The 15,471-nt window shown below is 66.6% G+C and carries 15 protein-coding genes; 9 read left to right on the top strand and 6 right to left on the bottom strand.

Annotated features, from left to right (window positions below):
* Positions 1-16: 16 nt before the first annotated feature.
* Positions 17-787: a molybdate ABC transporter substrate-binding protein gene (gene modA / locus V7066_RS09795; RefSeq protein WP_334182858.1), complete on the bottom strand. Its 771-nt coding sequence runs from the start codon at positions 785-787 to the stop codon at positions 17-19.
* A gap of 226 nt (positions 788-1,013) precedes the next feature.
* Between modA and V7066_RS09790 the strand changes: the two genes are divergently transcribed.
* A complete protein-coding gene (locus tag V7066_RS09790; protein WP_334182857.1) occupies positions 1,014-1,214 on the top strand; it encodes a hypothetical protein in 201 nt (66 codons plus the stop codon).
* Positions 1,215-1,229: 15 nt separating this feature from the next.
* Here V7066_RS09790 and V7066_RS09785 read toward each other — a convergent pair whose 3' ends face one another.
* Positions 1,230-2,108, bottom strand: a complete 879-nt coding sequence (locus V7066_RS09785; protein ID WP_334182856.1) for an alpha/beta fold hydrolase — start codon at positions 2,106-2,108, stop codon at positions 1,230-1,232.
* Positions 2,109-2,270: 162 nt separating this feature from the next.
* On the opposite strand from V7066_RS09785, the gene trxB reads away from it, so the two are divergent.
* Complete coding sequence (trxB, locus tag V7066_RS09780; RefSeq protein WP_334182855.1) at positions 2,271-3,239, top strand: thioredoxin-disulfide reductase; 969 nt, start codon at positions 2,271-2,273, stop codon at positions 3,237-3,239.
* 212 nt (positions 3,240-3,451) lie between these two features.
* On the opposite strand, the gene V7066_RS09775 is transcribed toward trxB, so the two are convergent.
* Genes V7066_RS09775 through V7066_RS09760 form a run of 4 tightly spaced genes read right to left on the bottom strand, consistent with a single transcriptional unit; the run spans position 3,452 to position 6,247 of the window.
* The gene (locus V7066_RS09775) at positions 3,452-4,231 is read right to left on the bottom strand and encodes a hydrolase 1, exosortase A system-associated (protein ID WP_334182854.1); all 780 of its coding nucleotides are present in this window, start codon (positions 4,229-4,231) and stop codon (positions 3,452-3,454) included.
* A complete protein-coding gene (locus V7066_RS09770) occupies positions 4,228-4,890 on the bottom strand; it encodes a hypothetical protein (RefSeq protein ID WP_334182853.1) in 663 nt (220 codons plus the stop codon). The genes V7066_RS09775 and V7066_RS09770 overlap by 4 nt, the downstream gene beginning before the upstream one ends.
* A 37-nt stretch (positions 4,891-4,927) precedes the next feature.
* Positions 4,928-5,191, bottom strand: coding sequence for a phosphopantetheine-binding protein (locus V7066_RS09765; RefSeq protein ID WP_147220069.1), 264 nt, complete (start codon positions 5,189-5,191; stop codon positions 4,928-4,930).
* A gap of 39 nt (positions 5,192-5,230) precedes the next feature.
* Complete coding sequence (locus V7066_RS09760; RefSeq protein WP_334182852.1) at positions 5,231-6,247, bottom strand: GNAT family N-acetyltransferase; 1,017 nt, start codon at positions 6,245-6,247, stop codon at positions 5,231-5,233.
* 23 nt (positions 6,248-6,270) lie between these two features.
* Between V7066_RS09760 and V7066_RS09755 the strand changes: the two genes are divergently transcribed.
* From V7066_RS09755 to V7066_RS09725, 7 genes are all read left to right on the top strand, one after another.
* On the top strand, positions 6,271-7,785 hold the full coding sequence (locus V7066_RS09755; RefSeq protein WP_334182851.1) for an acyl-CoA ligase (AMP-forming), exosortase A system-associated: 1,515 nt from the start codon (positions 6,271-6,273) through the stop codon (positions 7,783-7,785).
* Positions 7,782-9,008 (top strand): pyridoxal-dependent decarboxylase, exosortase A system-associated, encoded by a 1,227-nt coding sequence (locus V7066_RS09750; RefSeq protein WP_334182850.1) that lies wholly within the window; start codon positions 7,782-7,784, stop codon positions 9,006-9,008. Before V7066_RS09755 ends, V7066_RS09750 begins: the two co-directional genes overlap by 4 nt.
* A 191-nt stretch (positions 9,009-9,199) precedes the next feature.
* The gene (locus V7066_RS09745) at positions 9,200-9,844 is read left to right on the top strand and encodes an XrtA/PEP-CTERM system exopolysaccharide export protein (RefSeq protein WP_334182849.1); all 645 of its coding nucleotides are present in this window, start codon (positions 9,200-9,202) and stop codon (positions 9,842-9,844) included.
* 25 nt (positions 9,845-9,869) lie between these two features.
* Positions 9,870-11,390 (top strand): XrtA system polysaccharide chain length determinant, encoded by a 1,521-nt coding sequence (locus V7066_RS09740; protein WP_334182848.1) that lies wholly within the window; start codon positions 9,870-9,872, stop codon positions 11,388-11,390.
* A gap of 10 nt (positions 11,391-11,400) precedes the next feature.
* On the top strand, positions 11,401-12,519 hold the full coding sequence (locus tag V7066_RS09735; RefSeq protein ID WP_442947319.1) for a capsular biosynthesis protein: 1,119 nt from the start codon (positions 11,401-11,403) through the stop codon (positions 12,517-12,519).
* A gap of 11 nt (positions 12,520-12,530) precedes the next feature.
* On the top strand, positions 12,531-14,240 hold the full coding sequence (locus V7066_RS09730; protein ID WP_334182847.1) for a preprotein translocase subunit YajC: 1,710 nt from the start codon (positions 12,531-12,533) through the stop codon (positions 14,238-14,240).
* 18 nt (positions 14,241-14,258) lie between these two features.
* Complete coding sequence (locus V7066_RS09725; protein WP_334182846.1) at positions 14,259-15,461, top strand: XrtA/PEP-CTERM system-associated ATPase; 1,203 nt, start codon at positions 14,259-14,261, stop codon at positions 15,459-15,461.
* The last annotated feature ends 10 nt before the right edge of the window (positions 15,462-15,471 follow it).

Below are 15,471 nucleotides of genomic sequence, written 5' to 3'. Positions count from 1 at the left end.
CACGCGCGTCGCGGGATCAGCGCGTACCGAAGCCGAAGCGGCGGAACACGGCCTTGCCTTCTGCCGAGATCAGGAAGCGGCGGAAGCCTTCGGCATCCTTGTGGCGCGAGGAGGCGAGCAGGGCGACCGGATAGCTGATCGGATCGTGCGATGCGGCGGGGAAAGTATCGACCACGCGCACGCCCGGTTCGGCGCGGGCGTCGGTGGCGTAGACGATACCGAGCGGCGCCGCGCCCCGGCTGACGAGGGCGAGGGCGGCGCGCACGTTCTCGGCCGGGGCGAGCTTGCCCTGCACCGAAGGCCAGACCTTGAGCCTGGTCAGCGCCTGCTTGGCATAGACCCCGGCGGGCACGGCATTGGGGTCGGCCACGGCCAGCCGGTTGGCCCCGAGCGCGGCGGCAAGGCGGAAGCCCGGCGCGATCTTGAGGCGCACGGGCTTACCCGCAGGAGCGATCAGCACGAGGTTGTTGGTGAGGAAAGACACGCGCGTCTTCGGCCGCAGCAGGCCTTTCGACTGCACTTCGTCCATCCACGGTTCGTCCGCCGAAACGAAGACGTCTGCGGGAGCCCCGGCCTCGATCTGGCGGGCGAGGGCGGAGGAGCCCGCGAACGAGATCTTCGGGCGCGGATGGCCTTTTTTCACCCAGGCGTCGGCAGCAGCGTTCATCGATTCCTGAAGGCTCGCCGCGGCCAGGATCAGCGGCCCGGATTGCTGCGCGGCGGCGGGCTGAACCAGCACCGCGAAAGCCAGGAAGAGCGAGGTGATGGAGGCAAGCAACCGGCGCATTACGGAACGTCTCCGGGAGAAAGTGGCTATATTCGCTCGTATATGGCCAAGGGCGGGCTTTGCAAGGCGCGGCACGAGGGAAAACGGGGCTTGTACGAGACTATGGGCAAGGCGCGGGGAAGATGTTAGCATCCCGATTCTGCGGGAAGGCTCGGGACGTTACGCCAAAAAGGTGGACGGCATCGAACCGGCGGAACAATCCGCCGCGCATTAGGGGATGTTGTGAATGAACGTCATTGACGAAGGTATGTTCGATCGCCGTTCGGATGGGTTCGCCGGCGTAAATCACGGAATCAGTTCAAGTCTCGTCTATGCCGCGCAAAGCGGAAGGCTGATCGATCGGGAGCACGATGCGCGCGGCCTCATCATCGCCGTCGCGCTCTGCGCCTGCTGCTGGCTCGGTCTGGGATATTTCCTGCTGACCTGAGGCGTTGCCGCTTACTCAGCGTGCGAGAAATGCCTTCACGTCGGCCATGAAGCGATCGAACTGGTCGTGATGCAGCCAGTGTCCGGCATTCTCGTACTCGATCAGCGTGGCACTCGGGAAATGGTCGATCCGACCGTCTTCCGCCGGGCTCTGGGCGAAGCTGTTCTTGCCCCAGAGCATCAGTACCGGACAGGTAATCGCCTGCCATAGGGAAACCACGTCGTCGGTAGGCAGGTCGGAAGCGGACCAGACGTTGACGTAGTTGTCGAACTTCCAACTCCAGGTGCCGTCCTCGTTGCGGCTGGCGCCGTGGATGGTGAGGTGTCGGGCCTGCTCCTCGGTGAGGAAGGAATTTTCCTCCTTCATGCGCTGGTAGGCGTCCTTGCGGGTCGCATATTTGCGCGGCGCCCGGCCCGAGGCGCGGCGCTTGTCCTCGATCCATTGTTTCAGCCGATCGCCGATCCCGCGTTCTTCCATCTGGCGGCGGATGTGCGGCGGCGGGCCGAGGCCCTCGATATTGACGAATTTCTCCACTTTCTCGGGGAACAGCCCGGTAAACCGCGTCGCGATGTTGCCGCCCAGCGAATGGGCGACGATCGTCACTTTCTCGTGCCCCAGCGTGTGGACCAGCTGCGCGAAGTCGTAGACGAAGGCGTCCATGCCGTAGTGCCCCTCGGGCGACCACTCGGAATCGCCGTGGCCGCGCAGGTCCGGACAGATGACGTGCCAGTCGTGCCGCAGCTCTTCGGCTACCCAGTCCCAGCTTCGGCAATGATCCCGCCCGCCGTGCTGGAGGATCAGCGGCGGCGCCTCCGGATTGCCCCAGTCGACGTAGTTAAGGCGCAGGCGCTGCGAGATGAAGCGGTTCGAGGTCGGTCCGAGCTGGCTTTTCATGACGGAACCGTGATCCGCCGCGTGACATAGGTCAATGGCGGGTTAGCCGGGATTTGCGGGGATCAAGATATTCCTTATGCCGCCTGCCGCTTGGCAAACCGGGGTGCTTGCCCCTATCTCGCGCCTCAACGATATTCGCCCATTCACGCCGGAGACTTTCACATGGCGACGACGCACAAGACCCGCATGCTCATCATCGGCTCCGGCCCCGCAGGCCTCTCGGCCGCGATCTACGCCGCGCGCGCCGGCATGGAGCCGATCGTGGTGCAGGGTCTCCAGCCCGGCGGCCAGCTTACCATCACCACCGATGTCGAGAACTATCCGGGCTTCCGGGAAGTCATCCAGGGGCCCTGGCTGATGCAGGAAATGGAGGCTCAGGCCGTCCACGTCGGCACCCGCATGATGTATGACATCATCACCTCGGTGGACCTTTCGGGGCCGCTCTTCACTGCCATCGCCGATTCGGGCGACGTCTACGAAGCCGATACCCTCGTCATCGCCACCGGCGCACAGGCGCAGTGGCTGGGCGTTCCCGGCGAGCAGGAACTGTCGGGCAAGGGCGTCTCGGCCTGCGCCACGTGCGACGGCTTCTTCTATCGCGGCAAGAAGGTCGTGGTGATCGGCGGCGGCAACACCGCGGTCGAGGAAGCGCTCTACCTCACCAACCACTCGGACGAAGTGACCCTGATCCATCGCCGCGACACTCTGCGCGCCGAGAAGATCCTCCAGGACCGCCTCTTCGCCAACCCCAAGATCAAGGTCGTGTGGGACAAGCGCGTCGAACGCTTCATGGAAGGCGAAAACGGCGAACTGCGCGCCCTCGCGCTGATCGACACCAAGACCGGCGAGCAGAGCGAAATCCTTACCGACGGCGCCTTCGTCGCGATCGGCCACGCGCCTGCGACCGAACTGTTCAAGGGCAAGCTCGCCATGGACGAGACCGGCTATCTCCTCGTCGAGCCGGGTACGCCCAAGACCGCCATCCCCGGCGTCTTCGCCTGCGGCGACGTGATGGACCACGTCTATCGCCAGGCGATCACTGCGGCGGGCACCGGCTGCATGGCGGCGCTCGATGCCGAACGTTACCTTGCGCATCGCGACTTTGCCGAAGCGGCGAAGGTCGAGGCCTGATCTAGGAACCGAAGGGAATCTGGGGGCTGAGCCCCCAGACCCGCGGAATGTCTACCTCGCGCGCGCAGCGTCGTTGGGTGCGCATCGTGACCGGGTGGAAGCGGCACGACCTTCTTGTCACTCTTCCCTCGTCATTGCGAGCGTAGCGAAGCAATCCAGAGCCGCGTAAACTGCCCCTGGATTGCTTCGCTACGCTCGCAATGACGACCAGGCTATTCTCCGTTCAGCACGTCCAGAATTTGCGCGACCAGCCAATCCTGCGCTTCGCGCTCGACATAGCTATGGGTAGCACCCACGCAGCGTCGCAGCCGCGTATCCGCCTTGTCCCAGTTTGCCAGGAAGGCGAGGCCGGTGCGGTCTCTTTCGGCAACTAGCAGGCGCACTTCGCCTGAGAATGACTCCAGCCCTTGCGCGATCTCCTGCGCCAGACCGGCGGGAGCCGCCGGAGCCGGACGCATTGCTGCAAGCAGGCTCCGCACCAGTCCACCGATCGCCACTTTCCCGGTCAGCAACCGCCGGATTGCCGCCGGATCGGCCAGGCGGCGGCGATAATGGTCGCGCACCACTTCGGCAGGCGCTTCCGCCGCATCGTTCTCGATGGTCCACGGATTGGACAATACCAGCGCATCCAGCCCTGCGCCCTGAGACAGCATGAGCGCACTGGCGGCATCGCAGTTGCCGAAACCCACCACGCGGCGGACTTCCGGGCATTCGGCGCGTAGGCCAGCGAGCGCGGCGCGGATATCCGGCCCGTTCGAACGGAAGCCGTGGTTTTCGCCCTCGCTGTCTCCCACTCCGCGCCGGTCGAAGCGGAGCACGGGGAACCCTCGGGCGGCGATGTCGGCGGCGAGACGCGCCTGTCCGTTCCACGCCCCGGCGCGCACTTCGTTGCCGCCGGAGACGATCAGCAGCGCCGTATCGCCTGCCGCTTCATCCAGCGTGGCGACAAGCTGCGCGCCCTCGCAGGCGAAGGTGAAATGCCGCCGCGTCATCCTTGCAGCGCTTCGGCAAGAATTGCGGCGAGAGCGTCGGCCTGGGCGGCATTCTCGTCCGGCTCGGCGCGTAGCCAGAGGCCGCTGCCGCCGATCCGGTCCTGCGCGATGACCTCTGCCGGACCGGCTTCCAGCGTTTCGAGTTCGCGGAAAAGCGCGGCGCCGAGCGGATATCCGGCCAGCACGATCCCTTCGCGCCGCGCCGTCTCGATCAGCGAATCGCGATTTTCCTCCAGCCCTGCCTCGCGGGCGGCGAGTATCCGGGCCCGGAGCAGACCCCGCAGGATTTGCGCGCCCTTGACCGGAGCATAGTGAAGGGCGGGCAAGTCCGGCGTGAACAGGCAGCCGCCGCGTAGGCCCAGCACATGGGTCGCAGCGAAATGACGCGCGGCATGCTGCATGGCTTCACGCCAGAGGCCCGCATCCTGCGTTTCGAGGCCGAGCAGGCTTTCGTTGGTGCCGGGCAGGTCGGGCAGCACGGTGTCGATTCCGGCCCGGTCTAGCCGCCGCATGACTTCCACCGTGAAGCGGCGCAGGCGATTGCCTTCGTCGAACAGCGCAGGGACGATCAGCAGGCGGCACGGGCGTGCACGATCGCAAACGAGGGCCATTTCCTCGCCTGTGTTTTCACCGGATAGCGGCCATGTCGCGGGAATCATGCGATGCTCCCCGCCAGCCGGATCATACCCCGAAGAGTCAGGCAGGGGCGCGCTTGGCTTTCGCGAATTCGAGCAGGCCGCCGAACGTCTCCAGCATCTCGCCGTCGATCTCGTCGTCCTCGATGATGATGTCCAGCCGGTCTTCCAGCTCGGTCAGCAGGCCGGCGACCGCCATCGAGTCCAGTTCGGGCAGGTGCCCGAACAGGCCGGTATCGGCATCGAACGTCTCGGCCTGACCCTGCTTGAGGCCCAGCACGTCCGTCAGGATGCGGCGCAGCAGCAGGTCGGTATCGTCTTGCATGGCCCCTCTCTTCGGGCATTTTTTCAGTACTCCGCGCCTCTAGCCGCGCTTCGCAGTTGCGGCAAGGTATTGCGCGCCCGATCTGAGCAGATCGCGACCCAGTATCGGCCAGTTTTTCAGCGACCATGGGCGGAACATGTCCAGCTTGTATCGCGGACGCACAATTTCCATCCAGTCCCGCTTGTAGGGATCGTCGCCGGTGCCGAAATCGACGAGATCGACCTGGTCCACGTCGATGACATGGCGCAGCAGCGCGGCGCTGAGCACCGAGCCGGGCGAGAGCGGCCTGGCCGCCTCGCGGTGCGCCAGCTTGTGGATCCATGCCGTGCCGCCCTCGACGGTCCACATCTGCGCCGCCACCGGCGCGCCCTCGGCAAGGGCGATTCCGAGCCGGAGCCTGCCCGCCTTGCCTTCCGCCTCGGCAAAGGCGCGCAGGAAGGCCGGGCTGCCTTCCTCGGGCTTCCAGCTTTCGGCATAGATCGATTCGTAGGCGCGCCAGACGTCCGCGTCGAAGCGATCGAGCACCCGCGTTTCGACTTTGCCGGACTTGCGCTTCAGCGTCGTGCGCAGCTTGCCGGGGCGCGAGACGAGATATTGCTCGTAGCTGCGGCCATCGACGGGCAGGACGTGGTTGCTGTCGCAGGGCTCGCGGCGGACCAGCCATCCGGTCTTGCGAAAGGCCTTTTCGAGGCGGGAGGCACTGCGGTCTTCCTCGGGAAGCCCCGAAAGCGTCACGCGGCGGGCCTTTCCGGCCAGATCCTGCGCGAGGGCGCCGAGCAAGGCGTCGGAATGCGAGGCGAGGGGGCGGTAGCGGAAGGTGTACCAGTTCGACAGCGCGTGGAGATGGTCCCCATCGCCCTGCAAAGGCAAGGCGGCTAGGTCGCCGCCTTCGCGCGCCACGGCGATCAATGGGGTCAGCCCGCAATGCTCGGCCAGCCCCGCAAACCATGCCAGCCGGTCGAAGGGCGCGCGCTGGTTGCTCTCGGAAAGCCATGCGGTTAGCTGGCCGTCCGATTGCACTTGCTTAAGATCGCGGTGATAATCGACCTGTACCAAACCCTTGTGGAGCCTTTCCCGTCATGATCCTGCCGCTCGACCATCTCGCACTGCGCGGAGAGGATTCGGCCGAGGCGCTCGTGCTGCGCGGAGATGTGCTGGACTACAAGGCATTAAGAACACGTGTCTCCCGACTTGCGGCATGGCTCGCGCAGGAAGTGCCGGAAAAGGGCGCGCGGGTGGCGTCGTGGGCGGCCAAGGGCGAACTGACCTGCCTGCTGCCGCTGGCCGCCGCGCGTGCGGGCCTCGTGCATGTGCCGATCAATCCGCTGCTCAAGCACGGGCAGGTCGCGCATATCCTGACAGACAGCGGCGCGGTCATGCTGATCGCCACGCCCTCGCGACTGGCCTCACTGGAGGAGGGCGACGTGCCCGCCGTCTGCCGCAGGATCGACGAAGGCGCGGCGCTGGCCGAAGCGCAGGCGCTGGGCGGGGACATGGCGCCCTCGCAGGCCGATCCCGAGGAACTCGCGGCGATTCTCTACACCAGCGGCTCCACCGGACGACCCAAGGGCGTGATGCTCAGCCATGCCAACTTGTGGCTGGGGGCGGAAAGCGTGGCCGACTATCTCGGCGTTACCCCCCAGGACCGGGTCCTGGCGGTCATGCCGCTTTCGTTCGACTATGGGCAGAACCAGTTGCTCTCGACCTGGCATGCGGGCGGCTGCGTGGTGCCGCTGGATTATCTGATGCCGCGCGACGTGATGAAGGCGGTGGACCGTCACGATATCACCAGCCTCGGCGCGGTGCCGCCGCTCTGGGTGCAGATCTGCGAGATCGACTGGCCCGTCGAAGTCGCCGCTAAGCTGCAGCGCCTGACCAATACCGGCGGGGCGCTGACCGTGGATCTCGTGCGCCGGATGCGTTCGTTGTTCCCCGAGGCGCGGCTCTTCGCGATGTACGGCCTTACCGAGGCGTTCCGCTCGACCTACCTCGATCCTGCGCTGATCGACACGCATCCGACCTCGATGGGCAAGGAAATCCCCCATGCCGAAGTGCTGGTGGTGAACGATGCCGGAGAAATCGCCGCCGACAACGAGGAAGGCGAACTGGTCCATTGCGGTCCGCTGGTCGCCCACGGCTACTGGCAGGACCCCGCGCGCACTGCCGAACGCTACCGGCCTGCGCCCACGGGATCGCGCTATGGCGGCATGGCGGTCTGGTCGGGAGACCGGGTGCGGCGCGATGCCGACGGCCTGCTCTATTTCGTCGGCCGCCGCGATGCGATGATCAAGAGTGCGGGCAACCGCATCAGTCCGCAGGAAGTGGAAGAGGCCGCGCTGGCCACGGGTCTCGTCACCGAGGCGGTGGCGCTGGGGGTGGCTGATTCGCGGCTGGGGCAGGCGGTCCATCTGGTGGTCCGCGCCGCACCCGGAACTTCGGACGGTGAGGCAGAATTGCCGCGTAAACTCATGCAGGAACTGCCGAATTTCATGCAACCCAAAGTGATTCACTGGCGTCAGGCCATGCCGATCGGGCCAAACGGCAAGATCGACCGCACCGGCCTTGCCGCGGAACTGGCGGGAGCCGGGGCATGAAACCGCTCGGTCCGCTTCCGGCCGGTTTTGCGCCCTTGGACGGCGTTCTTGCGATCGGCGGCAGGCCGGTGACGGGATGGGTGGAGCAGGCCGGAGATACCCCGCTGTTCCTCTACGAAGCGGACCGTATTCGCAGCCGGGTAGCAGAACTGCGCGCCGCCATGCCCGAGCGACTGGCGTTGCATTACGCGGTCAAGGCCAATCCGTTCCCGCCGTTGCTCTCGCTGATGAACGGGCTGGTCGACGGCTTCGACATCGCCTCGGGCGGCGAACTCGCCATCGTGACCGGCGCGGGAATCGATCCGGCGGCGGTCAGCTTCGCCGGTCCCGGCAAGCGCGACCGCGAACTGGAAGCGGCGATCCGGGCCGGGGTGACGATCAACCTCGAATCGGAAGCCGAGGCCCGGCGGGCCATCGCCATCGGCGAGAAACTGGGCCTGAACCCGCGTCTCGCCATCCGGGTCAATCCGGATTTCGACCTCAAGGGCTCGGGCATGAAGATGGGCGGCGGCGCCAAGCCCTTCGGCATCGATGCGGAGCGGGTGCCCGAACTGGTGCGGCATATCGTCGCCAGCGGTGCGGAATGGCGGGGCTTCCACATCTTCGCCGGAAGCCAGGCTCTGGACGCCGAGGCCATTGCCGAAACGCAGGGACAGGCGCTCGATCTGGCGGTGCGGCTGGCGCGGCAAAGCGGCGCGGCGCTGCCCCATTGCAACCTTGGCGGCGGGCTGGGCATACCCTACTTCCCGGGTGATACCCCGGTCGATCTGGCTCTGGTGGGCGAGCGTCTGGCCGCGCGTTTCGCCGATTTGCCCGATGTCTTGCAGGATACCGCATTCTGCATTGAACTTGGCCGCTATCTCGTTGGCGAATCGGGAATTTACCTGGCCCGCGTGGTCGATCGCAAGGAGAGCCACGGTGAGGTCTTCCTCGTCACCGATGGCGGCCTTCATCACCAGCTTGCCGCGTCCGGCAACTTCGGCACGGTGGTTCGCCGCAACTATCCTTCCGCCATCGCCACGCGCTTCGATGCGCCCGTGGAGGAGGAAGCCTCGATCGTCGGCTGCCTTTGCACCCCGCTCGACAAGCTGGCCGACAAGGGCGGTTTTCCGCGTGCCGAAGTCGGCGATCTGATCGCGGTGTTCTGTGCCGGAGCCTATGGCGCTTCGGCGAGTCCGGCGAACTTCCTGGGGCAGGGACCGGCGCTGGAAATGCTGGTCTAAGGGGGCTTCGATACCCGAAATCTCGCCGTTAGAACCCGACGTCCATGTTGTCCCATTCCGGGACCGCGCGGGAATCGCTGCCCCACGACTAACGCAATGTTCACCCTTTTGAGCGATAGGCGAGGCTGGAAATTTGCCCGGTCCGCCAGTCTGGTACGGCGGAAGAGACGGGCGCCTGAAGGGATTGGTCTATGCCGCATCGCCGCTTCACCGGACTGCTGACCGGCTCCGTGCTCACCAGCATGGTCTTGGCCGGCTGCGCCCATGCCGCGCCGAAGCCGGAGCTTCCGCCCGCGCAGTTCGTGGCCATGCAGGAAGGACCCAGCGAGGAATACGTGATCGGTCCGCTCGACCAGTTGACCGTGTTCGTCTGGCGCAACCCCGAACTCGGCGCCAAAGTGCAGGTGCGGCCCGACGGGCGGATCACCACGCCGCTGATCGCTGACATGCCCGCCGTGGGCAAGACGCCCGCGATGCTGGCCGAAGATATTCGCCTCCAACTCTCGCAGTACATCCAGGACCCGCTGGTCTCGGTGATCGTTGACGGTTTTTCAGGCACTTACAGCCAGCAGATCCGCATCGTCGGCGCGACAGAGAAGCCTGCCTCGATCCCCTATCGCGCCAACATGACCGTGCTGGACGCGATGATCGCGGTGGGCGGGCTGTCCGAATATGCGGCGGGTAATCGCGCCCGCCTGATCCGCTTCGACAAGGCGAGCGGCAAGCAGACCGAATATGCCCTGCGCCTCAGCGACCTGCTGAAGAAGGGCAAGAGCAAGGCCAACGTGATGCTCAATCCGGGCGATGTCATCATCATCCCGGAAAGCATGTTCTGAGGATCTGAGGGAGCGGCGCGGCGCGATGAACGGCCTCTACGAAGAACTGCTCGCGGCGCTGCACAGCGTCTGGCACCGGCGCTGGATCGCGCTGGCGGCGGCCTGGGCGATCTGCCTCTTGGGCTGGCTGGCGATCGCGCTGATCCCGAACACCTACGAGTCGCGCGCGCGCATCTTCATCCAGCTCGACGACGCGCTGGCCGAACAGGTGGGCATCGGCGTGGCCGACAAGAAGCGCGATATCGAGCGTATCCGCCAGACCCTGACCAGCGCGGTGAACCTTGAGAAAGTCGTGCGCGGCACCCGTCTGGGCGACACCATCCAGTCGCCCAAGCAGATGGAAGCGGCCGTGGCGGGGCTGGGCAAGAACGTCTCGGTGGTCGCCCAGCAGGACAACCTCTTCGAGATCACCGCGACCGCCAACTACGCCTCGTTTTCCGATGCCGAGAACGCCCAGCTCGCCCGCGAAGTGGCGCAGAAGCTGATCGACATCTTCCGCGAGGAAAACCTCTCGGGCGATCGCGGCGACATGGTCGAAACGCTGACTTTCGTGAACCAGCAGCTTCGCGCCCGCGAAAAGGAACTGGAAACCGCCGAGCAGCGTCGCACCGCTTTCGAGGCGCAGCATCCCGAGATGGCGCTCGGCGGCGCAGCGGTCGCGCAGCGGATGGAAAGCTCGCGCACCCAGCTACGCGATCTCGAGGCCGACCTTTCCGCCGCGCAAAGCTCGCTGGCGGCGATCGATGGACAGCTTGCCGGAACCCCGCGCTCTATCGCGGGCGGTGCGGCGGGCGGGGCTGCCGGCGCGCTTGCCGCTGCGCAGGCCGAACTGTCCAACCTAAAGGCCCGCGGCCTGACCGACAATCACCCCGACGTGATCGTGGCGCGCAACCAGATCGCCGGCCTTCGCAGCGCGGCGGCGCAGGAAGCGGCCAGCGGCGGCGGCACACCCAATCCGGCCTACAGCTCGCTCCAGTCGATCCGCGCCGAGCGGCTCGCCAATGTCCAGGCGCTGACCTCGCGCAAAGCAGCCTTGCAGTCCGATGTGGCCTCGCTGACCGCCTCGGCGATCCAGGACCCCGAACTCGCCACCGAGGCCCAGCGCATCAACCGCGACTATGACGTGCTGCGCCAGCAGTACGACAAGCTCCTCCAGGACCGCGAGGAACTGCGCCTGCGCGGCGAAGTGAAGACCGAGCGCGAGGCGGTGAAGTTCCAGGTGGTCGATCCGCCGACGACGCCGCGCAAGCCGGTGGCGCCGAACCGTCCGCTGCTGTTGGTGGGCGTGCTGATGGCCGGGATCGTCGGCGGTTGCGCGGGGGCTTTCGCGCTCGGCAAGGTTCGTTCGGTCTTCGCCACGACGGCGGGGCTGGAGCGGGCGACCGGCCTGCCGGTGCTCGGCGCGATCTCGCAGAACGTGACCGATCAGGTTCGCCAGCTTCGCCGCCGCCGACTCAAGTATTTCTTCGGCGCGGGTGCGGCGCTCTGCGTCTTTTGCGGGGTGCTGCTGGCGGTCGAATTCATCCAGCGCGGCATGGTGGCCTGAGGAACGGTTGATGACCCAGCACAGCAAGATTCCGCTCTCGGGCCAGAACGAAGCCGGTCAGGAAGAGTCCGGCCAGGAAGAGTCCGGTCAGGAAAAGCCTGGCACCCGGTCCGCGAAGACCCGCGCTCCGGGCGAATCGCTGATCGAGCGCGCCGCCGGACACTTCGATTTCAACGCGATGATCGCGCGCCCGGGACCGCTGCCCGCCGAACCCGTCCGCAAGGCGGCGGCTCCGGTTCCGGCTCCCGCTGAACCGGCCGTGCCGGTCGCCAGCGTTCCCGCCGCTTCTCCAGCGCCTTTCGCGCCTCCGCCGGGTGTCCGCACCGAACTTCCTGTCGAAACGCCGGGCCAGACTCCGGGCGAAACCGCGCCGCAGGTCGCGCCGGTTTTCAACGGCGAGCATCATCCGGTCGACCGCGAGCAGCTTCGCGAGCAGGGCCTGATCGTGCCGGAGGGCACCGTCACCACGCTGCTGGAGGAATTCCGCATCGTGAAGCGCCAGCTTCTGGTCCAGGCGGGAGACTTGCGCCGCCAGGGTGCCGGGGCCGCCGCGCAGCGCATCCTCATCAGCTCTCCCCATCCGGGCGAGGGCAAGACCTACTGCGCGCTTAACCTGGCTCTCTCGATCGCGGCGGAGAAGGAAAGCGAAGTCCTGCTGGTCGATGCCGATTTCGCCAAGCCCTCGATCCTTTCCGCGCTCGGTCTTCCGGGCGGGCCGGGGCTGATGGACGCGCTGATGGACGAGACGATCGATCCGGCGGCCTGCGTGCTCGGCACCGATATCCCCGGTCTCTGGGTCATGCCCGCGGGCGACACCACGATCAACGACAGCGAATATCTTTCGTCCTCGCGCACCGCGCGGGTGCTGGAGCGGCTGACCGAGAACGCGCCGCGCCGCATGGTGATCTTCGATTCGCCGCCCGCGCTTGCGGCTTCGCCCGCTGCCGAGCTTGCCAAGTACGTCGGCCAGACCGTCGTCATCGTGCGTGCCGACCGGACGGGGCAGGGTGCGCTGGAAGATGCGATCTCGCTGCTGAATGCCTGCCCCAATGTGCAGCTTCTGCTGAACGACGCGCAATTCAGCCCGAGCGGTCGCCGCTTCGGCTCCTATTACGGGTACAAGGGATGACGTCCCGCCAGATGAAATTGAGTACATTGAGTTTGGCGGCGCTGGCCGCTGCGTCTGCGCCTTGCGTGCAGGCGCAGACCGTGGGTTACGATCAGGTCGGCAGCGGTTCGGACGAAGCGACCGCCTCCTCTTCCGACGCGGGCGGGCATGGCAAGTCCGGTCGCGGCGAGCGGGGCGGGAAGCCGCGCCGCCTGGAAGTGACGCCCTATATCGAGATCGACCAGATCGTCGACGCGCAGCTCTCGCCCGGCAACGATGTGCTGACCTATACCCAGCTCGCGGCGGGCGTGGATGCGGGCATTTCCGGGCGCAACAACGCGGTTTCGGCCTCGGTCCGCTACGAGCGCTACATCGGCTGGGGGCGCAATGCGCGGGACGGCGACGCGATCAGCGGGCTGGTGCGCGGCTATACCACGATCACGTCGGGCCTGACGCTGGAAGCCGGCGCGCTGGCGACCCAGGCCCGCGTCGAGAACGGCGGCTCGGCGCTCTCCGGCGGGCTGGTGAACGACACCACCCGCACCAATATCTATTCGGTCTACGGCGGCCCTTCGTTCAAGACCCGCGCCGGGGACATCGACCTTTCGGCGAACTACCGTGCCGGTTTCACCAAGGTCGAGCAGCCCGACGCCTATGTCGCCATGCCCGGCGGCGCCGCAGCGGACCTCTTCGACAAGAGCGTGACCCAGATGGCCGATGTCCAGGCCGGTGTCGCGCCGCATGTGATCGCGCCGGTGGGCCTTGGCGTCGCGGGCAGCATCTACCAGGAAGACGTTTCCAACCTCGACCAGCGCGTGCGCGACATGCAGGCGCGCGGACTGGTGACGGTTCCGGTCAGCCGCACCGTGCAGGTCGTCGGCGCGCTCGGCTACGAAGACGTCGAGGTTTCCAGCCGCGATGCGTTGCGCGATGCCGACGGCAATCCGGTGGTCGGTCGCGACGGTCGCTACGTCACCGACAAAAGCGCCCCGCGCCAGCTGTCCTACGATGTCAGCGGGTTGCTCTGGGACGTCGCCGTCATGTGGCGGCCGAGCCGCCGGACCTCGCTTTCGGCGCATATCGGGCGTCGTTACGGCTCGACCAGTTTCGGCGGCACCCTGGCCTATGCGCCCGACGACCGCAGCCAGCTCAGCGTCGGCGTCTACGACAACGTCAGCGGCTTCGGCGGGCAACTCGGCCGGGCGCTCGACCAGTTGCCGAACGACTTCGTGGCCGTGCGCGACCCCGTGACCGGCGAATTGCGCGGCTGCGTGATCTCGCTCGACGGCAACAACTGCCTCTCCGGCGCGCTCGGCTCGGTCCGCTCGGCGGTCTATCGCGGGCGCGGCATCGCCGCGAGCTACTCGCGCGAGATCGGCCATCTGAACGCGGGGATCGGCGCCGGTTACGACCGCCGCGACTTCATCGCCGGGCGCAATACCGTACTCGCCGCCGCCGACGGCGTGATCGACGAGAACTGGTGGATCGCCGCCTTCGTCAACGGCCAGCTCGGCCGCGAGGCGGGCTGGTCGGCCAATGTCTACGCCAACTGGCTGAGCAGCACCGACGCCCTGACCGGCAATGTCGCGGGCTACGGCGCCACGCTCGGCTACTACCGCATGCTCGCCCGCCGTCTGCGCGCGAGCATGGCCCTTGGAATCGACGGGGTAACCCGCAGCGATCCGCTTTACGACGACTACTGGACCGCGTCTGCCCTGGCGGGCTTGCGCTACAGCTTCTGATTGCGAAGGAGAGCAGGGATGTTCGACCAATTCTACGGGTTCGAGGGCCGGCCTTTCCAGCTGACGCCCGATCCGGCCTTCTATTTCGAGAGCGCGACGCACCGCAAGGCGCTGTCCTATCTCGGCTACGGTCTGGCACAGGGCGAAGGCTTCGTGGTCATCACCGGCGAGGTCGGCGCGGGCAAGTCCACGCTGGTCTCGCACCTCATGGCGACGATCGATCCGGCGCGTCTTACCGCGGCCTGCATCGTCACCAGTGCGCTGGACGGCGAGGCGATCGTCCATGTCGTCGCGCAGGCCTTCGGACTTCCCGTGGCCGGACATGACAAGGCCTCGGCTCTCGGGGCGATCGAGGGCTTCCTCCATGCCGAAGCGCGCGCAGGCCGCCGCTGTCTGCTGATCGTGGACGAGGCGCAGAACCTGGCGATCGATGCGGTCGAGGAACTGCGCATGCTGTCGAACTTCCAGCTCGGTTCGCATCCGCTGCTTCAGACGCTGCTGCTCGGTCAGCCGGAGTTCCGCACGACCTTGCTGGAGAGCCCGCTGCTCGAACAGCTTCGCCAGCGCGTGATCGCCACCCATCACCTCACGGCGATGGAGCCGCGCGAGGTGCAGGCCTATGTCGAGCACCGCCTGAACTGCGTCGGCTGGAAGGGCAATCCGGGCTTCGACCACCGCGTCTTCGCCGAAGTGCACGAGGCGACCGGCGGCATTCCGCGACGGATCAACCAGATCGTCAGTCGCCTGCTCCTGCTGGGCGCGGTGGAGCAGCGTTCGCTGATCGATCTCGACATGCTGCACGACGTGCTCGACGAACTGGACGAGGACGGCACCCGCAACCTCGTCTGCCAGAGCGAATCTGTTGCAGAAGCCGAGGTGCCCGTCGCGGTCGCGCAAGGCGCTGCACCGCACGTTGACGCGCTCGATGCCAAGGCGGCCATCGCCCTGATCGAGGCGGCACTGGCCGGGCGCGATTCGCAGATCGACGAGCTTGAGCATGCGGTTCTCGAACTGGCCGCCAATGTCGAGCGCCAGAAAGATGCGGCCGCCCTCGGAGAAGATCCGCGCGTCACGACCTTGCAGGAGCAGCTTGCGCAGGCGGCCGCCGAAAGAGCCCGCATGGAAGAGCGTCTGGACGAGCAGGAACGCACCTTGCGCCACACGCTCACCATGTTGATCGAGTGGTTCGAGGGCGGCGAAGGCCATCGCCGGGCGGCCTGACCTCACACCC

Source organism: Novosphingobium sp. (assembly GCF_036820275.1).
Lineage (GTDB): Bacteria > Pseudomonadota > Alphaproteobacteria > Sphingomonadales > Sphingomonadaceae > Novosphingobium.
This window is presented reverse-complemented; position numbering and strand designations above follow the sequence as displayed.